Source organism: Stenomitos rutilans, from assembly GCF_059505485.1.
This window is the reverse complement of sequence record NZ_JCACKR010000159.1, coordinates 12,050-35,171: the sequence shown is the minus strand read 5'-3', so window position 1 is coordinate 35,171 and position 23,122 is coordinate 12,050. Positions and strand designations below refer to the sequence as shown.

General features: G+C 50.9%; 17 protein-coding genes. 9 read left to right on the top strand and 8 right to left on the bottom strand.

Features of this window, described 5'->3' with window-relative positions; genetic code table 11:
• The first annotated feature begins 17 nt into the window (after window positions 1-17).
• On the top strand, window positions 18-755 hold the full coding sequence (locus tag AC5JLP_RS31595; RefSeq protein WP_496071834.1) for a cobalt-precorrin-6A reductase: 738 nt from the start codon (window positions 18-20) through the stop codon (window positions 753-755).
• A gap of 40 nt (window positions 756-795) precedes the next feature.
• On the opposite strand, the gene AC5JLP_RS31590 is transcribed toward AC5JLP_RS31595, so the two are convergent.
• The 3 genes from AC5JLP_RS31590 to AC5JLP_RS31580 all read right to left on the bottom strand — a co-directional run bounded on the left by AC5JLP_RS31590 (window position 796) and on the right by AC5JLP_RS31580 (window position 3,304).
• Window positions 796-1,407 carry a YdcF family protein gene (locus AC5JLP_RS31590; protein WP_496071833.1) on the bottom strand — a complete coding sequence of 204 codons (612 nt, stop codon included), beginning with the start codon at window positions 1,405-1,407 and terminating at the stop codon, window positions 796-798.
• A 122-nt stretch (window positions 1,408-1,529) separates the two neighbouring features.
• Complete coding sequence (locus AC5JLP_RS31585; RefSeq protein WP_496071832.1) at window positions 1,530-2,414, bottom strand: tetratricopeptide repeat protein; 885 nt, start codon at window positions 2,412-2,414, stop codon at window positions 1,530-1,532.
• Window positions 2,415-2,659: 245 nt separating this feature from the next.
• Entirely contained in the window at window positions 2,660-3,304 is a 645-nt protein-coding gene (locus tag AC5JLP_RS31580) for a DUF4231 domain-containing protein (protein WP_496071831.1), read from the bottom strand.
• 121 nt (window positions 3,305-3,425) lie between these two features.
• On the opposite strand from AC5JLP_RS31580, the gene AC5JLP_RS31575 reads away from it, so the two are divergent.
• Together AC5JLP_RS31575 and thyX are read left to right on the top strand one after the other, a co-directional pair.
• Entirely contained in the window at window positions 3,426-4,055 is a 630-nt protein-coding gene (locus AC5JLP_RS31575) for a hypothetical protein (RefSeq protein WP_496071830.1), read from the top strand.
• 109 nt (window positions 4,056-4,164) lie between these two features.
• Window positions 4,165-4,887 (top strand): FAD-dependent thymidylate synthase, encoded by a 723-nt coding sequence (thyX, locus tag AC5JLP_RS31570; RefSeq protein WP_496071829.1) that lies wholly within the window; start codon window positions 4,165-4,167, stop codon window positions 4,885-4,887.
• Between the two features lie 53 nt (window positions 4,888-4,940).
• Here thyX and AC5JLP_RS31565 read toward each other — a convergent pair whose 3' ends face one another.
• Window positions 4,941-5,450 (bottom strand): hypothetical protein, encoded by a 510-nt coding sequence (locus AC5JLP_RS31565; protein WP_496071828.1) that lies wholly within the window; start codon window positions 5,448-5,450, stop codon window positions 4,941-4,943.
• Window positions 5,451-5,990: 540 nt separating this feature from the next.
• Between AC5JLP_RS31565 and AC5JLP_RS31560 the strand changes: the two genes are divergently transcribed.
• The 4 genes from AC5JLP_RS31560 (at window position 5,991) to rpoD (ending at window position 9,843) form a co-directional block, all read left to right on the top strand.
• Complete coding sequence (locus tag AC5JLP_RS31560) at window positions 5,991-6,386, top strand: response regulator (protein ID WP_496071827.1); 396 nt, start codon at window positions 5,991-5,993, stop codon at window positions 6,384-6,386.
• 9 nt (window positions 6,387-6,395) lie between these two features.
• On the top strand, window positions 6,396-7,109 hold the full coding sequence (locus AC5JLP_RS31555) for a polysaccharide deacetylase family protein (protein WP_496071826.1): 714 nt from the start codon (window positions 6,396-6,398) through the stop codon (window positions 7,107-7,109).
• 386 nt (window positions 7,110-7,495) lie between these two features.
• The gene (locus tag AC5JLP_RS31550; RefSeq protein ID WP_496071825.1) at window positions 7,496-7,765 is read left to right on the top strand and encodes a hypothetical protein; all 270 of its coding nucleotides are present in this window, start codon (window positions 7,496-7,498) and stop codon (window positions 7,763-7,765) included.
• Between the two features lie 938 nt (window positions 7,766-8,703).
• Window positions 8,704-9,843, top strand: a complete 1,140-nt coding sequence (rpoD, locus tag AC5JLP_RS31545) for an RNA polymerase sigma factor RpoD (RefSeq protein ID WP_496071824.1) — start codon at window positions 8,704-8,706, stop codon at window positions 9,841-9,843.
• A 301-nt stretch (window positions 9,844-10,144) separates the two neighbouring features.
• On the opposite strand, the gene AC5JLP_RS31540 is transcribed toward rpoD, so the two are convergent.
• The 3 genes from AC5JLP_RS31540 to AC5JLP_RS31530 all read right to left on the bottom strand — a co-directional run bounded on the left by AC5JLP_RS31540 (window position 10,145) and on the right by AC5JLP_RS31530 (window position 16,585).
• Window positions 10,145-12,631, bottom strand: coding sequence for a phosphoketolase family protein (locus AC5JLP_RS31540; RefSeq protein ID WP_496071823.1), 2,487 nt, complete (start codon window positions 12,629-12,631; stop codon window positions 10,145-10,147).
• A gap of 282 nt (window positions 12,632-12,913) precedes the next feature.
• Window positions 12,914-13,648, bottom strand: coding sequence for an META domain-containing protein (locus AC5JLP_RS31535; RefSeq protein WP_496071822.1), 735 nt, complete (start codon window positions 13,646-13,648; stop codon window positions 12,914-12,916).
• 186 nt (window positions 13,649-13,834) lie between these two features.
• Window positions 13,835-16,585, bottom strand: coding sequence for a CHAT domain-containing protein (locus tag AC5JLP_RS31530; protein WP_496071821.1), 2,751 nt, complete (start codon window positions 16,583-16,585; stop codon window positions 13,835-13,837).
• Window positions 16,586-17,244: 659 nt separating this feature from the next.
• On the opposite strand from AC5JLP_RS31530, the gene AC5JLP_RS31525 reads away from it, so the two are divergent.
• Together AC5JLP_RS31525 and AC5JLP_RS31520 are read left to right on the top strand one after the other, a co-directional pair.
• On the top strand, window positions 17,245-20,289 hold the full coding sequence (locus tag AC5JLP_RS31525) for a two-partner secretion domain-containing protein (RefSeq protein ID WP_496071820.1): 3,045 nt from the start codon (window positions 17,245-17,247) through the stop codon (window positions 20,287-20,289).
• A 590-nt stretch (window positions 20,290-20,879) separates the two neighbouring features.
• On the top strand, window positions 20,880-21,254 hold the full coding sequence (locus tag AC5JLP_RS31520) for a translation initiation factor (protein ID WP_496071819.1): 375 nt from the start codon (window positions 20,880-20,882) through the stop codon (window positions 21,252-21,254).
• Window positions 21,255-21,518: 264 nt separating this feature from the next.
• On the opposite strand, the gene AC5JLP_RS31515 is transcribed toward AC5JLP_RS31520, so the two are convergent.
• Window positions 21,519-23,075: a helicase HerA-like domain-containing protein gene (locus tag AC5JLP_RS31515; protein ID WP_496071818.1), complete on the bottom strand. Its 1,557-nt coding sequence runs from the start codon at window positions 23,073-23,075 to the stop codon at window positions 21,519-21,521.
• Between the last annotated feature and the right edge of the window lie 47 nt (window positions 23,076-23,122).

Genomic DNA, 23,122 nt, shown 5'->3' with positions numbered 1-23,122 from the left:
TGATCGCTAATCAAACTATGCAAGTGCTCATTTTGGGTGGCACAGGTGATGCAACCGCCTTAGCAACCCATCTCTTACAACTTCCGGGCGTTACGGTTACTTCATCGCTGGCTGGACGGACTCTACAACCCTCTGCCCCTGTAGGGATGATACGTATAGGTGGTTTTGGCGGTTCAAATGGACTTGCCACCTATCTTCAAGAACACTGTATTGATCTACTGATCGATGCGACGCACCCGTTTGCCGCCCAAATTTCCTGGCATGCTGCTGCTGCTGCTACCACAGTCGGTTTACCACATTTAATGCTGGTACGACCGGAGTGGCAAAAGATAGTGGGCGATCGCTGGTTGGAAGTTGAGACCGTAGAAGCTGCCGCCCAAGCCATGCCGAAATCTGCCAAGCGAGTTTTTCTGACGATCGGTAGGCAGCAACTGGCACCGTTTGCCCCCATAACCGATCGCTGGTTTCTGATGCGCTCGATTGATCCCCCAGCAGCCGATCTACCATTACCATCTGGAGAACTGTTGCTTGATCGTGGCCCTTTTACCCTGGATAGCGAAAGAGACCTGCTGAAGAAGTATGAGATTGACGCGATCGTCAGTAAAAACAGTGGGGGCGATGCAACCTACGCCAAGATTATGGCGGCAAGAGAGTTAGGGCTGCCGATCGTCATGGTGCAGCGTCCGCCGATGCCTCAGGGCGATCGAGTCGCTGATGTTCCAAGTGCCGTAGCATGGGTGAAGCAGCGTCTCTAAGCAAGCTTTCTGAAGAGTACCCCTGAGCCAAGCGCTGGGTTTAGCGATCGTCGGCACGGTGCACCAACGTAGAGCCTGTATGCCCTGTTGTCAGCCACAGCATTGCCCTTGCACCATCTCGCACCGTTTTAGCCAACGGCTCGGTTGCCCGGTCAGACGGCATGGGTACTGGTTTGAGAACAATTCCTCGACTGCCAAAGACAAGTTCCCCAATCACGCGGGCACGACGCATGTGGTAGTCAGAGGTAATTAAATAAACGCTATTGATCCTTCTGGCTCGAAACTGATCAACCAGGGTAGTAAAGTTGCTGACCGTATCAACCGCGTTGCGATCGATATGAAGACGCATCGGGTTTACACCTGCATCTGCAAAAACGCCCTCTGTATAAGCCTCTGGGCTACCGCCAGAAACCCAAATCGGAATTTTTGGATGCTGCCGCGCAAACTCAGCCGCAAAGTTCTCACGTTTGGGTGTGCCACCCAGCACCAATATGGCCTGTGGTCGCACAAAATAGCTTTTAAGTTCGCGATAGCCAAACCAGAGCGATGGCGCAAGGATCAGCAGCCATAGCAACGATCGCACCTTCAGCCGTCTGGGCTTATGAACCCTGACGCGTGCATGATTCAAGTAGAGCAGTCCCCTCAGTCCCATGATGAATGCGTCAAACACTGTTGGGGGCAAGCTATCACACTTTTGATAGCACCCCTGTCAAAAACAACGCCATTTTTTAGAATGCAGCCGTTTTTTGTCTCAAACGGCTCAAAGCCCTGCCTCTACTGCGGTGAAGACGGTCGCTTTGGGGTAGACCCTTGCGCCTGGGCAATCGTGGCTCTGATGCGAGGGGTCTCAAGAAATTTCTTTGTATCGGCTAATAAGCGATTGCCCCAAAGATTCTCTTTGAGAAATTTCAAATCGCTGTAGCGACTATCGATCTGAATTGCCGTTTCGCCTAACGCCAAACCCTGCTCACGATCGCCTTTAGCATACAGCGCGACAGCCATTGCAAGCTGAGGTTCTGCCGCTTTGGTATCAATCGCCACAGCCGCCCGCCAGCGCCGAATCGCTTCATCCACGTCGCCGCTTTCGTATTTGATCAACCCAATATTGTTAATCGCAGGCCAGAACGTTTTATCTTGAGCCACCGCTTTCTCGTATTGAGCCAGTGCATCTGTAAATTGACGCAGCATCAAATACGCATTGCCCAGGTCAAACAAAGCGCCTGGAACATTTGGCTTGATCTTTAGACCCGATTTCAGATAATCGATCGCCGTCGTGTAACTGTTTTTCTGAAAATAAGCTGATCCCAGAGCAAACAGCACGGCTGCATTTTTTTGATCCAGGGTCTGCGCCGTTTTAAGAGCAGTAATGCCACCATCCAGGTCATTGGTTTGCAAATACAGACCGCCCAGCAGCGACCAGATTTCGGGACTCTTCGGCGCTAGCTGAGTAGCCAAGCGTGCCCTTGGCAGTGCCAACTCATACTGCTGAAACTGAGCCAACTGTGCGGCTTCCTGCGCCAAGCTTAACCCCTGTCGCTCTAACTTTGTTGAATCTAACTGCACTGTATGAGGCACCAAAGACTGCGCCGAAGCTGGCTGGGCAGCACCCCATAAGCCAAGAAGAAAGACGAATGCCAGGAAAGAATTACGATTGGGCACGGGTCAGCCTTTGAAACGTTGGATAGATAATAGATGGCTTACTTCATCTGCTGTCTATGGTGGCATAAAACCATAAAAATGCCCGGAAAATGTCTTTCGGGCAGGATCGCTAGCACAAAGGCAGAAGAAACACTGCTAATCCAGCCAAAACTGAGCGCCAATGACAAATCAGAGTAGGGCAAAGCTTACGTCCAGTCATTCCTTCTTAAGAGCGCAAGCTTTCCTGTACGCTTTGCCTCTATGCTTCATCCATTATTCGATTCATCTGAACGAGATTTAGACCCTCGATCGACTTCCATCAAAGCCTGCTGAAACTCCTGTGCCCATACACTTGTCTCACTCTGTACCAAAGTGTTTACGCTTTGGAGAAATTTTTTACACATAGAAATACCGTCCTGGGTAATTTTAATATTCGTTTCTTCACTCGTTTGTGCCTGTCGATCGTGTCGATGTACTTGCCAATCGTGTAGAAAGTCTCCTTGCAAAGATGTCATGATCTGCGCTGTCCTAACGTACCGCACCCATCCACTTGTGTAGCCACCAAAGCGATCAAGTGAAATCAATAAAGCAGCAATGGCAAGAGAAACGGTTGCCCATGCCGGAGATAGACATGGCACCCGATCCTTGCTACATAGTATGCCTATAATCGGTATGAGTCCTGCGGCTGCCACTGCAACAATCGCCCCTAACCGAAGCCAATAGCCAAGTATGGCCTTAGATTTCTTTTTCTCGTAATACCAGTGAATCGCATCCTCGCATTCCATATTTACAAAATTGAAGAGCTGATCAAGCGAGTCGAATCTTTTGGTCGGGCTCCAGTCGAGGTCGGAAGGAAATCTTTGGGGTCTCAGGTTAGTGCTGGGCCTAAGCTGATTTGTTTTGGTGTCCATAATTTTTAGCGTGTATGAAGTCGAGTTAGTGTTACAGGTAACTGAATAATTTTGGTGCTGCCCTTGTTCAAGGCTCTTGCCATTTACCTTATAGATTTTTAGCTATTGAAAGGATAACCGAATGAGCTGCTCTCACCAAGCCGCTGCCTGCGCTTCCTTCGTGATCACCCTAGTTGCGCTTGCCCCGAAGCTGGGTTACGCCAACTCGCTCTTCAAAGATGAGGTGATCGCCTCTGCCGCCATTTCAACTACTGGCCCCTTGCTTAAACCAAAAGCGGCTGTTCTACTAGCGCAGGCAACCGGAAACTTGCTCTCCCCAGTGCAAAAAGCTCGGCTCACTCAGCTTCCGATTCCAGTCGTTGTACCCACGAGGCTTCCGGTCGGCTTTCGGTTAGTGCGGGCTGAAGGTGAGGCAGGCCGCTATGCGAATGGTGATGATGATTCTGGCTACGCGATCGACTATCAGGGAGAACAAAATACCTGCCTTAGCATCCGAACCTCTCAAGATGGGCCGCGTGGGTTAGAAAAAGTCAAGCAAGTACGGACACGCTTTGGACTGGTAACGGTGTACGCGGAAAAGCTGCACGATCGCAAGAGTCTTGTAAGCTTTTTAGGCATTAAAGGAAACCCAATGCTGATTTCAGGCGGCATGCAACCAGACAGTACAGCGAGTAGCGGTTGGAAGCCGTGCCGTGCCGTGAACATCGAAACCTACACGCAAGTCTTACAGTCGCTGTCGGTAGTGAAATAATGGCGTAACAGAGAACGTCGCTACTGAGAGCATTAAGAAATTCCAATCAAATCTCTATTGCTGACCAAACCTCGTATTCTAGAGAGCTTAAAGTTCTAGTGCTCCACGTATGGATCGTTTTACCGTTGCGGTTATTAGCCAGACGCCCAATCCCCAGCAGGCGATTTATGCGGCGATGCATCAGGACTATGCCGAAGCCTTTGTTTGGGACGATCGCGCTGAGTGGCCCGATGAAACCAAATGTGGTGAGATCGTCGTCAAAAATCTGCTGGCTGGCAATCGGGGACATTATGGGCCACTCGAACATCCTCAGATTATTCTCAACTGCGGCTGGTTTCCCCACAGCACCATGCAGCAAATCCGGACGCATCGTGTGGGCGTAAGCTTTGACGTGCAGTCATTTCGCTATACAGGTCAGCGGATTCTCGATGTGGCTGCTGGAAAGCAAGCCGTCGAAGCCGTGTTTTACCTACGTCCCTTGGGTGCCTACACCGATCGCCAGGGCAAGCGCTACGACTACACGCTGGAGCAGCGCCAACAAGATGTGGACTGGTGTTTGACCGCCTGCCAGCACTATGCTGATCGCATCCAGCAAGGCTTTTCGGAGGAACACGCTAGAGGCTTAATTCCTTTTGATGTGCGGCAGCACTGGGTTATGTCAGCCAACGTGCGATCGCTCATGCACCTGCTCGATCTGCGCTGGAAGCTCGATGCTCAGTTAGAAGCCCAAAAGCTGTGTGAATTTATCTGGCCCCATTTTCAAGCGTGGGTACCCGCGATCGCTGACTGGTACGAAGCCAATCGCCTCAAAAAAGCACGCTTATCACCATAGAACACAATCGCTATCAAACAGTGATTCAATTTCAATTGAGTGCGGTTCAAACGTCAGCGGTGCTCGGCTTTTTCAACTGTGCGATCGCCCAAGCCCAATGTCAGCGCTAGTGAAGCGCCAATGCGCTTTGCCTTCACAGCCTCACGGTAGACATCGTAGTTGGTCGGCAGAGTCATCATTGCCCCCTTGCGCTGAAAGCTGAGGCGATAGTCTACTTGCTTAATCAACTGAGGTGTATCTGGTTGCTCTAACGGTTGCTGCCGCCGCTCGATCGACTCCATCGTAGGGCGTGGCGGTAGGGCAGCCCACCACAAGCCACGATCGTCTGGCCCTGTTACCGCGTCTACAGGGTTTTGACCATTCTGGTTCAGCAACGTAGTCGAGCTAAAGGCTTCAAAGCGTTGCCCTCGCGTATGGGTTGGATCGGCACTGTACGACACTTGCCACGTATAGCGAGTGAGTGCCGTCGCCTCGTAGCGATCGGTGGTGAGCCTGGTACAACCAGCTAAAGCTATTGTCAGTACAACACCGATAACAGTATTAACAGGCTTTGTGGTCATCATAGCTATCCTCGAAGCGTTAAAGGATGGAGCAAAGAAATATTGGCTCAAGCGGGTGGCGATCGCCTCCTGAAACATGGCGGCTTGCTTACAGAAGATAGTCGGAAATTGGAATTAATTCTAAAGATTGTCAGTTAAACAATCTGTGAGCAAGCCGGAAATTCTAAACTTTCAAGTAGAAATCTTTGCCTTGTATCAAGCGTAAGGTTAAGTAAGAAACAGCCACTCTTGTACAGCACCTGAAACTAGAGAAACACTCACGGAAAAGCTACTCTAGCCATTAGAGGCGTTGTTTTAAATCACAATTTATCGTATCCATTCTAAGAAATGTTTCAAAACCTTTATTGAGAGTAAGGTAAAGACTAAGAAAAATGGAAGCGCTGCAATCAAGCAAAAGAGCGTCAAAAGGAATTAGCAAAAAGATTTCAGCGATTTCGCTTGTCAAGCTAATCTCTTGAGAGACGGTATATTGAATTCCAGCGTTAAGTTCTTCCCTGGACAAGATTCTTTCTGATATGGGCAAACAGCCTGCCGTTTTGCACTATGCAATCACCATCGAGCGATATTCTTCTATTGGCGAAGCAGCCCCGTGAGGTGCATGTGCTGGCATCGTTGCTTCGTTGCTCCAGTTACTCTGTGACGAGTGCAGGTTCGGAAGAGGAAGCGCTTGCTCAACTCACTCGTCAGCCGCCGTTTCTCATTATTTTGACTGGTGATCATCAAAACTGGTCTCATGCCCTACTTCAAGACTTGCGTGCTTACGCCAGCACCTATCGCACCACATTTGTTGCCTTGACTGATTTTCATGCACCCCGGTGGATGCATCAAGAGGAAAATCCTGGTTTTGATGGCTTTCTGGTCTATCCGTTAAGCAGTGAAGTGTTGTCATCGTTAGTGCAATCGGCGCATACTCGCCAAGCATTTTGTCTGGCGGTATAGCATAACGTGATGTCCTTCGCTCCTGCCTATCCGCTGCTGTATCAAGCGCTCAAACCACTGTTCCCTCACTGTTTGTGGTCTGGAGACGAGTCTCGCCCTACGATCGCTCTGACCTTTGACGATGGGCCTCATCCTCGCTACACGCCCCCACTCCTAGAAACCTTAGAACGTTACGGTGTCACCGCTAGCTTCTTTTGGTTAGGAGCCTGTGTACAGCGATCGCCCACTGTTGCCCGCGCTATCTTCGAGCAAGGCCACTGGCTTGGGCTACATGGATACGACCATCGCTCGTTTCCCCTCCTTTCGGCAGCAGCACTCCAGCAAACGCTGGCTCAAACCCAGGCCGAAATCACCCAAACTTGCCAGCTTCCCTCAACAAGTGTGCGCGACGTTCGACCACCTTACGGTCTCTTTACCCCTCACACCCTGACGCTGCTTCAGCAATGGCAGTATCGCCCTGTCATGTGGAGTGTCGTGCCTGAAGACTGGGTTAGACCAGGTGCAACCAAGGTTGTACAACGTATTCTGCAACAGGTGAGAAACGGCTCCATTATTGTGCTGCACGATGGTGCTCATGGTGGGGCCGATGTAGCCGAAACCGTCGCGCAATTGCTACCTTTACTTCTGGCACAAGGCTATCGCTTCGTCACGATCGATCAACTTTGGCAAGAACGGCTAGCTAGTAGACAGAACGGGCGATCGCACACGGACGTTGCACCATAACATTGCTTTTCTGCCATTATTTCTTTGTCACTATTTCTTGAGTAACGTTTGGTTACCAAGCCCTTCAACCCATACTGGAAAGCAGGTTGTCGAATCACGTCAGTAGGTGGGCACAATTAAATGGAAGATGATGTAGGTTGGGCTGTTACGTAAGCGTTGCGTAGCAATAGAATGAAACCTTTAGCGTAGCCATGCCCTTCACGAAGCGTTCCAAAGGAAAAGCTTTACGTCTGCATGAGTTTCGCTCTGCTCTACCCATCCTACAAACAATTTGATCTGCCTACTCAGCCGTTTTTCTATAGGTCGTGCTTGTGTTGCCCTTAGTAATTAACGAGGATCAGATCTTTACGTTTAATTTTTGGTTCAATGGCAGTGTTCACTGCGGCATGTATCACCAAAGTGAACTGTATTGCCGTCTAGAGTCATTTACGCTCCAAAAACGTCCGCAAGTCTATCAGCTTGGCTGCAAACTGGCTCAACAGTATACGGCCATTGTGCTTAGCAGTTCTGTGACTAGCTGTAGCCTCTGGATTAGCTTGCGTCATCCTTCAACAGGACGCATTTTGCTAACGGCTGACACTTGTGGCCTTTTAGAGCTGATGCTACATCCTCCAAGAGAGGCACCCTCTACCGATCGCCCTTCCGCCCGTGAGTAGCTGTTTTATTCAGGCTTGAGCCGTGGGCAACCAAACGCTTTCTCCCTCCAAACCAAAGAAAGCAACGCGACTCCGTTTACAAAATGTTATAAAAGCAGGAAGGCTAGCGCTGTACGCAAGGTAAAAAGGATTGGCAATATGCAGCCAATGCCACAGGCTGTGAGCCGAACGTGCCAGCTATCAAACGTTTTAGCCATTGCTCTGGTGCTCTCAATTGCCCCTTCCCAGCCACAATGAATTTTAAGAATTCGTTAGAATCGCTGAACTCTTTCAGCAAATTGTTTAGGATTGCACTCGGTAGTTTTTCAGTATCTTAGAGGGGTTCGGCAACGATTCATTTTGCCCTGCAAACTTGATGATCTACAAAGGGTATTTGAGTTAACGTAGCTATCAGAGGTTCATCTCCATCCGGAGCCTGAAGCGCAAAGCAGTTTTAGAATTTGTCTGGGACTGGCATTGCAGCTTCGTTGATTAAACCTTGACCATGTAGTGCGTACATTCAATTCCAGTCATTGTCCAAGTATCGTGATTACACATAGCACTGATGTCTAGAACTCAAAGCATTAACTGCCTGTTTGCAAAAAGCCTTTTTGAGGGGAGTGTTCTAGTTTTGTGATGGAATCCTGATAGTTTGACCAGTAGGCTTGAGCACGGTGACGATGCACTCTGCCCATACTTTTGCACTGAAGTCCGGGTAAAGATATACACCTTTTTGTTAGAAAGGCTACAATCGGAGGCATCTCACAGAAGTTCTGCTTACTGTATTCTGGAATTTGGTGTCTCTGCCTAAAGATGTGTTTTGGTAGGGAGTATATTTCAATAAGCCCATGAAGAACCTTAGTTGAATCATCAATCTTGGTTGTTTCGACTTTGTGTTTTGCATGTGAATTTCTCTGTTGACTGATTTTTTTCTAGTTAAGGAGCATGAGGAACGCGGCATGACCCAGGCCAACGACGTACTCGAAATTGAGCTTTTAAGCGATGCCTCTGGCGATTTGCCTGAGAGCGAATTAGGGTTCTTCACTGAGGATGAAGATCGGGACGAATCGGCAGATGCGGCTACGGATGAAGAAGACGGTAAGCCTGGTAAGGCTCGGTCTACTCGTCGCCGGACAGCAGTGAAGAAGAAGCATTACACCGAAGACTCAATTCGCTTGTATTTGCAGGAAATTGGGCGTATTCGACTCTTGCGGGCAGATGAGGAAATTGAGCTTGCACGCAAAATTGCCGATTTGCTTGAGCTAGAGCGCATTCGAGAAGACTTGCTCCTCCAGTTAGACCGTGATCCTCAAGACAAAGAATGGGCTAATGCGGTGAATATGCCGCTCTCGGCGTTTCGTCATCGCTTGCACTTGGGTCGCCGCGCCAAAGACAAGATGGTGCAGTCTAACTTGCGACTGGTGGTGTCGATCGCCAAGAAATACATGAACCGGGGTCTGTCATTCCAGGACTTGATTCAGGAAGGCAGTCTGGGTCTGATTCGTGCGGCAGAGAAGTTTGACCACGAGAAGGGTTATAAGTTCTCGACCTACGCCACCTGGTGGATTCGTCAGGCCATTACCCGCGCGATCGCCGATCAGTCGCGCACAATTCGCCTGCCTGTTCACCTCTACGAAACCATTTCGCGCATCAAGAAGACCACCAAGCTTCTCTCGCAAGAAATGGGGCGCAAGCCGACGGAAGAAGAAATTGCAACTCGGATGGAGATGACCATCGAGAAACTGCGGTTTATTGCCAAGTCTGCTCAGTTGCCCATTTCGCTAGAAACGCCGATCGGCAAAGAAGAAGACTCTCGCTTGGGCGACTTCATCGAATCTGATGGTGAAACCCCTGAAGATCAGGTGTCTAAAAATCTGCTGCGCGAAGATCTGGAAAGTGTTCTGGATACTCTCAGCCCTCGTGAGCGCGATGTGTTGCGGCTGCGGTACGGTTTGGATGATGGCCGCATGAAAACGTTGGAAGAGATCGGTCAGATTTTCAACGTGACTCGTGAGCGCATTCGCCAGATCGAAGCCAAGGCACTTCGTAAGCTCCGTCATCCTAACCGCAATAGTGTCTTGAAAGAGTACATTCGTTAGACTGTTGCAGCATCAATAACGTTCACAACTTTAGGAACCCGGTAGAGTGATCTACCGGGTTCCTAAGCTTTTCAGCCACCTAGAGCGTGTTTTAAGACTTCTTTGCTGCGTTGCTCATCCGCGCTGAACTGTAAGTTCGTGCTCATAAAACCAATTACACTAAAGGGACTCAAGGCAGCTTGCAGTCCCTTTAGTGGACCTCATGCTATTAGCCCGGATTTCAATCACGGGTGGGAAAGAAGCGTGGCGAAAGGTTAAAACACATTCCAATCTTTTCAGCCCCTTTAAGGCAACGCGCAGGTCAAGCTCGTGAACTGGCAGTCCCTTCCCCTCCCTGCTGCGATGGCGCACTACCCCCTTCAGAAGCAGCGCTTGCCTCCGTTTGAGTAGGTTTAACGGCACCGCTATACGCTTGCCACGTCCAATGCTCCACTTCGGGCATGTCTTTGCCGTAGGTCGTGACGTAGTGTTTGTGTTCGATCAGCTTGTTGCGAATGTGCTGTTTGGCGTAAGCACCGATTTTGCTCAGTTTAGGAACACGATCGATCACATCCTGGGCGAGGTGAAAGCGATCAAGGTCATTCAACACAACCATGTCAAATGGGGTAGTGGTGGTGCCTTCTTCCTTGTACCCACGCACATGCAGGTTGTTGTGGTTGGTGCGTTTGTAGAGGAGACGATGGATCAGCCAGGGATAGCCATGAAACGCAAAAATGATGGGCTTGTCTGTGGTGAAAATAGAGTCGAAGTCCCAACCAGAGATGCCGTGTGGATGTTCGCTAGGTGGCTGAAGCGTCATCAAATCGACCACGTTGACGACCCGCATTTTGAGGTCGGGAAAGTGCGATCGCAAAAAGTCAACTGCTGCCAGCGTCTCTAGAGTTGGCACATCCCCTGCACAGGCCATCACCACATCGGGTTCGCTACCCTGATCGTTACTGGCCCAGTCCCAAATGCCTAAACCAGCCGTGCAGTGTTTCACCGCTGCATCCATATCCAGCCACTGCAATTCGGGCTGCTTGCCTGCGACAATCACGTTGACATACTGACGACTCCGAAGGCAGTGATCGGCTACCGAAAGCAATGTATTCGCATCGGGTGGTAGATACACCCTCACGACTTTTGCTTTTTTGTTCGTCACGACATCGATAAACCCCGGGTCTTGATGGCTAAACCCGTTGTGGTCTTGCCGCCAGACATGGGAGGTTAGCAGGTAGTTGAGGGAGGCGATCGGTCTGCGCCAGGTGATATCCATGCAGCTTTCTAACCACTTGGCGTGTTGGTTAAACATGGAATCGACAATGTGGATAAACGCTTCGTAGCAGGAGAAAAACCCGTGTCTCCCCGTCAGCAAGTACCCTTCGAGCCAGCCCTGGCACATATGTTCGCTTAAAACTTCCATCACCCGCCCGGATGGATCAATGTGATCATCATCTGACAGGATCTCGGCCGTAGACACTCGATCGGTTACGTCAAGTACTGCATTGAGCCGATTGGAGTTGTTTTCATCTGGACTCATCATCCGAAAATTACGGCTCTCCAGGTTCGCCTGCATGACATCCCGCAGAAATTGCCCCAGAATACGCGTCGATTCTGCCATCTCAGTGCCAGGATTTTTGACCTCAAACCCATAGTTGCGGAATGGCGGTAGATGGAGATCTCGAAGTAAGAGGCCGCCGTTTGCGTGAGGATTGGCACCCATGCGTCGATCGCCCTCTGGCACAAGTTCCACCAATTCAGGCATCAGCCTTCCCTGCTCATCAAAGAGTTCCTCTGGTTTGTAGCTCTTCATCCAGGTTTCTAGCAGTTGCACATGCTCTGGATGGCTTGCCATTTCTGCCAGGGGCACTTGATGCGATCGCCAATAGCCTTCTGTTTTCTTACCATCCACCTCTTTAGGGCCTGTCCAGCCTTTGGGCGATCGCAAGATGATCATGGGGAAGGGCGATCGTTGCTGAAAGCCATGTACCCGCGCCTCTCGCTGAATGCTTTTAATCTCAGCAATGATGGTATCAAGCGTACTAGCCATCAACTGATGCATTGCTTCAGGATCAGAGCCTTCCACGAAATAGGGCTTGTAGCCATACCCCACAAACAAACTTTCTAACTCGTGCTGTGGGAGCCGAGCCAGCACCGTTGGATTTGCAATCTTGTACCCGTTGAGGTGCAGAATGGGCAAAACAGCCCCATCACGCGCAGGATTGAGAAATTTATTGGAATGCCAACTGGTCGCTAGTGGGCCTGTTTCCGCTTCGCCATCGCCAACCACACACGCGACAATGAGATCAGGATTATCAAAGGCCGCACCATAAGCATGTACCAGTGCATACCCTAATTCACCCCCTTCGTGGATCGACCCAGGCGTTTCGGGAGCGGCATGGCTAGGAATACCACCAGGAAACGAGAATTGCTTAAACAGACTTTTGATTCCTCCAGCATCTTGCGGAATGTTGGGATACAGTTCGCTATACGTGCCTTCTAAATAGGTGTTTGCCACCATCCCAGGGCCGCCATGCCCTGGGCCAGCGATGTAAATCACGTCTAGAGCCTGGGCTTTAATGACCCGATTGAGATGGGCGTAAACGAAATTCAATCCTGGTGTTGTCCCCCAATGCCCCAGTAGTCTTGGCTTGACATGCTCCAATTTGAGGGGTTCTTGTAGCAGCGGATTGTCAAGCAAATAGATCTGGCCGACTGAAAGATAATTTGCAGCACGCCAATACGCATGAATAGCCTGAAGTTCTTTGCTACTGAGAGGTTGCGGCTGTACTGAAGTTGCAACAGTCATAGATCCCATCTCCCAAATTTTAATGCTGGAATATCGCTGCTGAAAGCTGGCTCATACTTGACTTAATACATCTATGTCTTTGGCCGCACAGCAGTGTAGACATTGATCTCAAGCATGAAAGCATAGTGCCAGTCTTCGCTTAGTCAATCAGAGCCATCGTGATTTTGCGTCAACCAACAGGGGGAGATTTGGCAAGTCGATCGAATCTTAAAATCCCAGCCTTTGGAAAGCGCCTGACCTGAAAATAGCATCAACCGCTTGACGCTAAAGTTGTCTGAGAAATTAGCGATCGACTTTACTGTTGATGGTGAGCGTTGGTTCCTTACCTGTCGTTGGCACAAAAACGATGAGGGACGCTTCGCTAGCCACATTGATATAGCGAGTGCCTTCAGGGGTTTGCTCAGTTTTAACGGGAGTGCCTTGAATCCAGGTGATGCGATCGCGCTTGTCGTAAACATTCAGGCGCGTTTGTCCATCCTGGGTGAATACCCGCACGGCGTTACGTCGTCCCTGAAAAGTGACCAGGGTTTCATTAGCAGGCTGAGCTGCTGTCAAGCGAGTAAACCGTAGCGGGGTCTTTGTGCCTTGACTGTAGACCAACAGATAAGGGCCTTCCAATGTGACCCGCTCAGCGTTTTGAAGGGCTTGAAAGTACCGATTTTCTTGATCCATTACCGCAGGCGGGCAAAGCCTTTTAGTCGAGGCGATCGCGCCTACCGTAAAGCGGCGACCCATTAGATGCGCCTGGGCCATGTAGCGATTGCAACCGCCTTGTCCAGAGAGGCGATCGCGCCCATCAAACTGAAGTGTTGTTTGCAGATTATCAACAACTCCCGTCCCGTTCAAATCTTCTAGCAGCCATTCAGCATCCGCAAATGGGGGTTGAGATGGTTTGATCATTGCTCCATCAGTTTGCGCGATCGCGTCCATCTGTACTGCCTCTACAGGGGCGATTGCAGCATTCAAGCCAGCGATACCAATACTGACTCCCAGCAACATTGTTAAACCCGTTTTCATGGTCTTCCTCACACAACTTGTTCTGTCTGGTCGATCGGCAGCGTATTTAGCGATCGCAGCCTGATTGACAAAGAACAGCTTGTTTACTTTTTCACGATACGGGCTGACGAGCGAGCGGTAAGGCGCGTTTCAAAAAATGATCTCCCTGTGTGCTTGTAGCACCCTCCCCACAAGACAAGCAACCCCTTAAAGCCAATTACCGACTAGAATCAGCGCTGCCCAGTAGCCAGGATGGTGGCGATCGCCTGAGTGCTGCTGGAGCCAGGTTTTTTGAGCCGTTTGCAGCGCTTTTGCCCGACTCATACCTTGTTTAAGGGCCTGGTAGAAATGGGTAATCAGTTGCGCGGTGGCGGCATCATCTACCTGCCAGAGTGAGGCAACGGCACTCTTTGCACCCGCTTGAAGCGAGATGCCTGCAATACCCAGCGCATCGCGATCGCTCCCCACGGCAGTCTCGCAGGCCGTCAAGGTCAATAACTCCAGTACTCTTTCCTGACCAACTGAGCGCAGCATCTGGTACAGCGCATTCATCGTGAGCTTTTCGTTAAAGGCTGGCATTGGCGTTGAAGGTTGAGTGGGTTCGGTTTTGCCATAGGCCTCTCCCTTCTCCCCTCTCCCCTCTCTCACTTTCTTGCCTGTCACCAAAAACGTATCGCGTGCATCAATGCCAAAGCGAGCATGAGTAGCTAGATGTACGATTGGATAAGCATTGTGCGTCAGTTCTTGCTGCACACGATCGAGGGTAAACGCATCATCCAGTAGCCCTTTACTGCCAGGAATTGCGGCCTCAATGTTGTCAATCTCACCTTTAACGTAGCTGAGCGGTGCAAAGAAGGTTGGGCCGTCTACTGTCGCTGGTTTTGTTAAGCCAAATCCTAGCACTCGAAGCGATGCGCGATCGAGCGGCAGGGGATCAATGAGCGTCAGGCTGAGAGTACTGGCGATCGCATATTGTTCGACTAAAAACTGGTTGCCATCGTACAGTGCTGCCATCGGTACACTCCGCAAAATGCCGTCTTGGATGAAAACCAGCGTTTCAATGTGGGCCGCTTGCAAGTCCTGAGTAAAGGGGCGAATGAGCCAGTCGTAAACCTGCTGCGATGGCTCCTGGTAGGTACCAGCGAGATCAGAGCGTTTTTCTAGCCGACGACGCAGATCATTAATGGTTGTGGTAACGGTTTGGGCATTGGCAGGCAACCACCGCACCTGAGAGCGAAACTGCTGGTTTGGCAAAGGCAGGGTGAGAATCACCGCGACCTGTTCACCGAGAATGACGGAGCTAAGCACAGCCGTTTTGGGATCAATCACGGTAATCGGCTTGGCAATCGTGTTGAGGGTACAATCCTCACCCAGATAATTTTGCAACTCTGCCAGGCGCAGATGATCAATGGTTTCCAGCGCTGACTCAACGGTTGTAAGCGGTGCAAACGTGACAGCAGGCCCACCTTTGCTTTTACGATCTCGCTGGTCGCTTTCGGGTTGACGCTGTGCCTGCTTTTGCTGATTGGTTGCCTGGTTTAAGTAAAGGGCAGTGAGTTCTCGGTAAATGGGTTCGACCGTATCGCGAAAGTCAAACTGAAAATCGCGGCTGGCAATCGCTAACTCACCTCGAATGGTTTGTAGCGTTTTGACGGCAAGACTGTACGCGACGATCGCTGAGGAAAGCTTATTTTGCGCCCGTAAAAGGCGACCTGACTGCCATTCCCACAGATAGCGGCTGTCATAGTTTGCAGCGACAAGCTGCGCCTGCTGAGTCAGGGCTAGCGCTTGCTCATAGTCCTGACGGCATTCGTACACGTGTCCCAAACGCCCCAGCGCAAACGCTTCTGATTGAGGATCTTGAATTTGCCGCCCGATCGTCGCTGCTTGCTGCAACCATGCGATCGCTTGTAGGGGTTCTTTCACACTAACGCAATGGGTCGCGGGGTCGAGCGTCGTCTGCGCGCTTACCAGTTGCATTAGTGTCGCCAGGCGAATGGCTGCATATGCTTTATCACGAGTGGCTGGCAGGCCTTCTACAAGAGCCTGCGCCTGTTGCAGTGCACTAGTAGGCGTTAGATCAGATGCGGGCAAACTCCCTCCATTGGAACGATGGTCTCGATCGCCCCGGTACTGATCCTGATCCGCTATCAGCCCTAGCTCAAGATGTTGTAGCGGCACCACCAAGTTGAGCAACGATCGCAGTTCGTTCTGTGTATCTTTTTGGGCACGGGCAGTCTTGACGCTGGCTTCAAAGTAGCGAATGGCCTGGTGATGATAGTAATTTACACGTTGGGCCAGGGACTGTGCTTCTGCATCGTCATCAGACTGTTGAGCCGACTGGCGACGACGATCGTCTCGCTGTGCCAGGTTGGTATACGTGTTACCTAAGCCATTCAATGCAGCCAGTGTGTAGGATGGATAGTGCATCTGTTCGGCCAGCTTTAGTGTGAGCGCCAGATAGTGCAGCGCCTGATCGTAGTCACCACGCAAGCGGTAAGCATTTCCCAAGCTCCCAAAAGCCGCAATTTGACCTGAAGAGTCGACATGTGATCGGGCGATCGCGATCGCGCTCTCGCCTCCGCATGGTTGATCGACCTCTCCACACAGCAGGGCAATCGCTCTACGCTGCTGCCCCAGGCTGGTATAGACCTGAGCTTGTTCGGTCATCATTCTGCCGACTTGTAAAGGGTTGCTTGTTTGACGGTAATAGGCCATGAGCTGGGTCAGGTGCGCGATCGCGTGATCCATTGCCCCTATTTGCTGATCGGCTCGCACAAGATACTTCAAAACAGTCGCTCTGAGTTCAGAGGCATCAGCCGTAAGATTCAAAGCGGTTTGCCAGCGGGCGATTGCGCCCTGTACATCTCCACTCTGGTACTGCTCCCATCCTGTCTGGATGAGCTGAGGTGTATCAGTGGCAATGGCTCTGTCGCTCTCCCCTCTACTGTTGAACAAAACTTGTCCCCACCAAAGGCAGACGATCAGGCTTCCAAGAAACAAAACGAGGCGCAACACTTTTGAGCAGTGCAGAGAATTCAAGCGGCGCATAGGAGACAAATTTTTAACAGCAGCACAGGCAGGACGCTAGATTATGAACGTTAGACAACGAGCCGTCAAACGAAACTTGCCACTATGAGAACAGAACACAAAACAGCTCACGCTATGGCTGTCAAAGTGCGCCATCGCTTCAAGAATTGCCATTTTTGGGGCAAGCCGATCGCAACAGACCTTTTACATACTAACGACACACCTTCCCAACACAGGACCATACGAGTTTTGTGACAAACTTCTGCGAGAGAGCGAATCGTACAGGTACTCGACAATGCTTTTTGGATAAGTTAGCCATGACGAATTGGTTCTGAACAAGATGCCTCAGCAAGTTAACCACGTCTCAAGCTTAGGCTCGATCAACAGGCTTAATGCTCAAGACTCATCAAAGTTAACTGGGCTATCCCGTAAATTCATGTAATCGAGGGCTATATTCCTTTAGAACTTCATGCTGATGCCAGCAATCTAGCTGGGATGTTAATGATAGTCAATGTCTTGCCTCGTTATGCGGTAAGACGCGATGAGAGGCGTTGGGTCGAACGGTTGGTATTGGAGGTCGATTGAGGATGGCTGAACGATCGTGGTGGTTGCATTTGTTGTGCCACGGGCTGTGCTACCAGCTTGTGTTGCTTTGCTTTGTGGGCCTGAACGATCGTGCGTTGGCGCAGGTTGTACCCGATACTACCCTCCCGCCGGGAGAACGATCGCAGATATCTCCAGGCCCTCTCTTTCAGATCAACGGTGGGGCCGTTCGCGATCGCAATCTCTTTCACAGTTTTGAGCAATTCTCTCTTACGCAGGGGCAAGCCGCACTTTTTAACAACGCAGCAAACATCACGAATATTATTAGCCGTGTGACGGGTGGGCAACGCTCAAGCATTAACGGGTTAATCCGAGCTAACGGGACAGCCAATCTCTTTTTAATCAATCCCAGTGGGATTCTTTTTGGCCCCAATGCCGCTCTTAATCTAGGCGGTACGTTTCTCGCAACCACTGCCAGCGCGATGCAGTTCGGTAGCCAGGGTGTTTACAGCGCCACCAATCCCGAAGCACCGCCGTTGCTCACAGTCAATCCATCAGCGCTACTCTTCAATCAGCTCGCCAACCAGTCGATTATCAGTCAAGCCAGGTTACAGGTGCCACCCGGCCAAAGTTTGGCACTTGTCGGTGGGAATGTTTTGCTTAATCAGGGTGCGTTACTGGCTTCAAATGGGCGCATTGAGCTAGGAGGATTGGTAGGAAAGGGAGTGGTTGAGCTAGATGGCAGCGGCGATAAGCTGCACTTGAGCTTTGGCGCAACCGATCGATCACTAGCAGACGTAACGCTCATCAATCAATCAGAAGCCAACGTCCGGTCAGGCGGCAGCATCGGCATTCATGCTCAAAACTTCAGCATGGCAAACAGAAGCATCCTGCGAGGCGGTATTGCTCTCGGTGAAGGCTCACCAGGAAGCAAGGCAGGTGATATCGACCTTGACGTTCCCGGTGCTGTCACCCTGACGGAGGGCAGCTTTATTGCCAACTCAACCCTGGGGGAGGGTGATAGTGGCAATGTCAACATTGTGGCTGGTTCTGTGCTGATCAAAGAGGGGTCACAGGTGAACGCTAGCACGTTTGGGAAGGGCAACGGGGGAACGGTCACGATTCGATCTCAAGGTGCTGTTACCTTTGACGGTGAAGCTCCTAATAGGCAGTACAGTGGCACCTTTAGCCGTGTAAATGAAGGTGCCACAGGTAACAGTGGTGGTATCTACATCTTTGCCGATTCGTTGGCCGTGACAAATGGTGCGCTGTTGACTGCAAATACACTGGGCAAAGGCAACGCAGGCAGCGTTACGATTAATGTCAACCGAGATGTACGCTTTGTGGGTGTTAGTGCCATTGACCAGTTTCCCAGCGGTGCTTACAGCGGTGTGCAGGGCAAGGCCATTGGCAGCAGTGGTGGCATTAACATTACAGCACAAAATCTCTTGTTGGCAGGCGGCGCAGCGCTCGATGCCAGTACCTATGGGCGGGGTGATGCCGGTAAAATTGCGATTCAAGTGTCCAATGCTGTTCAGCTCAAAGGCACCCCGCCAGGCCAACTCGCCGATCCTGGCGGCATCTATAGCTTCATTGGTGAGAAAGCGATCGGCAATAGTAGTGGCATTAGTCTCAGCGCCCGATCGCTCTCTCTCGATAACGGCGCTGCACTGGTTGCTAGCACCTTCGGACAGGGAAATGCTGGTGACATCAACCTGCAAATTGTTGGTCCTGTCACTATAGATGGGGGAACAGTTTTCCTGCGTAATGACGGGACGACAGGTGTTTTTTCGAGCGGCATCTTCAGTAGCGTATCCACTATTGGGAAAGGCAATAGTGGACAGATTAACTTCACCGCTGACTCACTTGCTGTGACAAATGGGGCTGTGATTGCCTCTAGTACGCTAGGACGCGGTAAAACTGCCACTGTCAACATCAACATTACAGGTGCAGCTTTGTTTGATGGTGCTGGCTCAGATGGCTTTCCTAGCGGCATTTTTAGCCGTATAAGCTTTAATGCAATTGGCACCAGCGACATCACATTTACAGCGCGATCGTTGACCCTAACAAATGGGGCACAGTTTGTAGTGGGCAGGCGGTTTCCCACAGATAAACCTGATCAAAGCTTCTCGGCGGGCACGCTAAACGTCAACATCTTGGATGATGTTCGCATTACAGGTAAAAGTGCTGTAACTAATCTGCTAAGTGGCCTTTTTAGCGCGACGGATTCTCTAAGTAATGGTGGTGATATCAATCTTGCTGCGCGATCGCTCTACTTGCAAGATGGTGCAACCATTTCTGCCGAAAGCATGGGAAAAGGAACCGCTGGAAATATTGCCATTCGCCTGCGGAATCTTCTGCTAGTACAAGACGGTCAGATCTTAACCAGCGCGACGCAATCGGCAGGCGGCAACATTGCGATCGCGGCTCGCTTCATTGGTTTACAGGGCGACAGTGACCTCACCACGAGCGTCTTGAGTGGTGCGGGTGGGGGTGGCAATATCACCCTGAGCGCACGGGCGATCGTGGCACTAGATGACAGTGACATTCTGGCGTTTTCCCGCGATGGCAGTGGCGGCACCATTACCTTGAGAACGCCTGCTTTTTTTGGCTTTCGCTATCAACCCAATGCAACCAGCAATACAGAAACTCTAGACGGCAATAACCAGGTAGATGTCAATGCCAGTGGTAGGCTTCGAGCTGGAACCGTGACGCTGCCAGAAGTCACCCTTCAGCCCAGCGTAACTCCTTTGCCAACCGAGGTGATTGATACAAGCAGGCTCATCGCCCATAGCTGCATCGCGCGTAGTGCTCGTCAAGGCAGCTTCATCGTTACAGGAGCAGGCGGCTTGCCAAATCAACCAGATGATTTAGCCACAGCACCGTTCCCCACCTACACCACTACGCCAGGAGGCACCACTACACCAGGAGAGGCCATCAATCCGAGCGCAGAGGCTCCGCAAACCACGCCAGAAGCTCACTTAGACAAGGCTCTCCCGTCCTCAGAAGAAGTCATGGCTGAAGTGGATGGTATCTACCAACTGGCAAGCGGAGCACTTGTTTTAGGGCGATCGTGCAATGGTCGATGAGCGTTAAAGGGCTGAAAGATCACAGGATGCAGACCAAGACCTGAGGCACAGCACCACCGTCTTTCCAAATGTGGAAAGTGATGTGCACAACAAAGGAAGGTATTTGGAGAGCAACCGTCCTAAGCTACTTTCATGCCCGAAGCATCAATCTTTTGGGTTGCCCTGTATAAAAGCTGGTTTTTGACCGACTTTCCTCTGGTTTGATCTTGTACAACCGCTCTCAACTTGGCCCTGATCGCGTTCCTGGAGCAAGGTCATCTAAAAGCATCGTTATGCAGTACGAGCGTGATCGCATGATTCGAGCCATTCTGCTTCGCTCATTCATTCAGCGATCGTCCGCATAGCCAACAGAGATTCGCCCCAGACCCATCCCTGGGGCTTCCTTATCTAATCCATGATTTTTCGAGCGCCTTCTGAAGTGCTCCGACCCAGGCTTCTTCCTAGACATGCTGTCAAAACGACCTCGAAGAAGTATCCCCCAGCCTCGTGCTGGGGTTTTTGTTGGGAGTACAGGATTCTCACGGTCGATCGCAACGGTTGCCGCTAAGATGATAATCGGCCCTCTGCAATCATTGCTCTGTTCGCGCCTCATGTCTTCCAAACACCGCCCTTCTAACCAAACGCCACCGAATCCTGCCGACAAAGGGCGGGTTGTCTATTCTGAATTTGGTCACACTGACCATGCAGAAGCTCTCAAGCGAGCAGTGCCAGACTTGCCACCCAACCAGCAACACTTGAGAGTAGAAGCTTCTCGTGCTGGGCGAAAGGGCAAAACAGTCACGATCGTGCGCGGGTTCCAAGCCAGTTCAGAGACGCTTGCAGATATCCTCAAAAAGCTCAAAGCCCACTGTGGGGCGGGTGGAACTGTGAAAGAGAATGAACTTGAGATTCAAGGCGACCACAAACAAAAAGTCGTTGAGTTTTTGATCAAGCTTGGCTATAAGGCAAAGGGCAGTGGAGGCTAACAAATCAGCTTTAGTAGCTTGTGTAGAAGTTTTGAGTTGAAGGGCGATCAGCGGGCAGGGGGCAGGTAGAAGTTTTGAGTTTTGAGTTTGAAGTCACAAAGAGGTTTGAGGTTAGTTAGTTCTGACACCTCTCGCCTCTCACCTGCTTTCTGCCAGCTTCTAACAACCAACAACTTTTCTTGAATGCCCAACGGGCTATACAACCAACAATAGTCTAGTCACGTCTGCCAGCAAGGTTGTTTCTTACAAAGCCTGTAAGGACTGCTAGTGTCGTCTGGTGCCGAGAATGCCGCCCAGCACTCCCCGCACAATGCTCTTACTTTTGGAGCCGCCTAGCGCCTGGGCAGCGGTTCCAGCCATGTTGATGAGAAATTTTTCGCGTTCACGTGCAATCCGTGCGTCTTCCCTGGCTTGCGCTGCTGCTGCTTTTTCAGCCTGTTTCTGGGCTTGAATCGCCTCTTTTTCAGCCAATTGCCGTTCTTTTGCCGCTAGCTTTTCCGCCTCAGTCATCGCGATCGCTTGAGCGGCTGAGGCGGCTTTCTGCTGCAACCGTTCGTAGGCGGATTCGCGATCTTCTACGGCTTCGTAATGCCCATACAGCACTGAACTGTGGATGGTTTGGTCGCGCTGTTGCGGGTCGATCGCGCCAATATGACTCTGGGGTGGCAAGACAAACGCACGCTCAACCATCGTTGGCGCTCCTTGCTCATCCAGAAAGGAAACCAGCGCTTCACCAACGCCTAGTTCTACGATCGACTGTTCAACGTTCACGGATGGGTTAGGGCGAAACGTTGTCGCGGCCGCTTTGACTGCTTTTTGATCCAGCGGTGTAAAGGCTCGTAGCGCATGCTGTACCCGATTACCCAGTTGCCCCAGCACTTTTAATGGCACATCCAACGGATTTTGGGTGCAAAAGTAAATGCCAATACCTTTAGAGCGAATCAAGCGGACAACCTGTTCAAGCTTTTCTTGCAACGCTTTGGGGGCATCGGCGAACAACAGATGCGCCTCATCAAAGAAGAACACGAGTTTTGGTTGCTCCAGATCACCTACTTCTGGCAGTTGCTCAAAAAGCTCAGACAGCAGCCAGAGCAGAAAGGTAGCGTAGAGTTTGGGAGACTGCACCAGTTTGTTGGCAGCAAGAATATTGATGATGCCGTAACCCCTGGCATCGGTTTGAAGCAAATCCATCAAATTAAGTGACGGTTCGCCAAAAAAACGATCGCCCCCCTGTTGCTCTAAGGTCAGCAGTCCTCGCTGAATGGCTCCAACACTAGCCGCTGAGATGTTGCCATAGGTAGTCTTAAAATCTTTGGCGTTGTCGCCCACAAACTGCATGAGCGATCGCAGATCTTTGAGATCCAGCAGCAACAGACCTATGTCGTCAGCAATGGTAAATGTAATCTGAAGAACACCTGACTGCGTTTCGTTGAGATTCAGCAGACGAGCCAGCAACAGCGGTCCCATTTCAGAAATGGTAGTACGTAGCGGATGCCCCTGTTCACCGAACACATCCCAAAATTCGACGGGGTAGCTGGCAAACTGAAAATCGGTTAGTCGTAACGTTTGAAGGCGATCGCGCAACTTTGGCGTGCCGCTTCCTGGCTGACTCAAACCGGACAAATCGCCCTTAATATCCGCCATAAAGACGGGCACCCCAATCTGGCTAAAGCGCTCGGCAAGCACTTGCAGCGTCACCGTTTTACCCGTACCTGTAGCACCTGCAATCAACCCATGACGGTTAGCCATTGCAGGTAAGAGGCTGCAAACATAAGGGCGATCGGCGGCAATAACCTTAGCGATCAGCAGCGAGTTTGGCATAGCAAAGGACGCTCTCTGTAAGAAGTCTTCTGAATTATACAAAGAGG

Excerpts from the sequence above, each read along its gene's own strand:
- AC5JLP_RS31595 (WP_496071834.1), top strand. The coding sequence starts at position 18 with ATGCAAGTGCTCATTTTGGGTGGCACAGGTGATGCAACCGCCTTAGCA.
- rpoD (WP_496071824.1), top strand. The coding sequence starts at position 8,704 with ATGACCCAGGCCAACGACGTACTCGAAATTGAGCTTTTAAGCGATGCC.
- AC5JLP_RS31590 (WP_496071833.1), bottom strand. The coding sequence starts at position 1,407 with ATGGGACTGAGGGGACTGCTCTACTTGAATCATGCACGCGTCAGGGTT.
- AC5JLP_RS31515 (WP_496071818.1), bottom strand. The coding sequence starts at position 23,075 with ATGCCAAACTCGCTGCTGATCGCTAAGGTTATTGCCGCCGATCGCCCT.
- thyX (WP_496071829.1), top strand. The coding sequence starts at position 4,165 with ATGGATCGTTTTACCGTTGCGGTTATTAGCCAGACGCCCAATCCCCAG.
- AC5JLP_RS31565 (WP_496071828.1), bottom strand. The coding sequence starts at position 5,450 with ATGATGACCACAAAGCCTGTTAATACTGTTATCGGTGTTGTACTGACA.
- AC5JLP_RS31555 (WP_496071826.1), top strand. The coding sequence starts at position 6,396 with ATGTCCTTCGCTCCTGCCTATCCGCTGCTGTATCAAGCGCTCAAACCA.
- AC5JLP_RS31520 (WP_496071819.1), top strand. The coding sequence starts at position 20,880 with ATGTCTTCCAAACACCGCCCTTCTAACCAAACGCCACCGAATCCTGCC.
- AC5JLP_RS31540 (WP_496071823.1), bottom strand. The coding sequence starts at position 12,631 with ATGACTGTTGCAACTTCAGTACAGCCGCAACCTCTCAGTAGCAAAGAA.
- AC5JLP_RS31525 (WP_496071820.1), top strand. The coding sequence starts at position 17,245 with ATGGCTGAACGATCGTGGTGGTTGCATTTGTTGTGCCACGGGCTGTGC.
- AC5JLP_RS31575 (WP_496071830.1), top strand. The coding sequence starts at position 3,426 with ATGAGCTGCTCTCACCAAGCCGCTGCCTGCGCTTCCTTCGTGATCACC.
- AC5JLP_RS31580 (WP_496071831.1), bottom strand. The coding sequence starts at position 3,304 with ATGGACACCAAAACAAATCAGCTTAGGCCCAGCACTAACCTGAGACCC.
- AC5JLP_RS31535 (WP_496071822.1), bottom strand. The coding sequence starts at position 13,648 with ATGAAAACGGGTTTAACAATGTTGCTGGGAGTCAGTATTGGTATCGCT.
- AC5JLP_RS31550 (WP_496071825.1), top strand. The coding sequence starts at position 7,496 with ATGTATCACCAAAGTGAACTGTATTGCCGTCTAGAGTCATTTACGCTC.
- AC5JLP_RS31560 (WP_496071827.1), top strand. The coding sequence starts at position 5,991 with ATGCAATCACCATCGAGCGATATTCTTCTATTGGCGAAGCAGCCCCGT.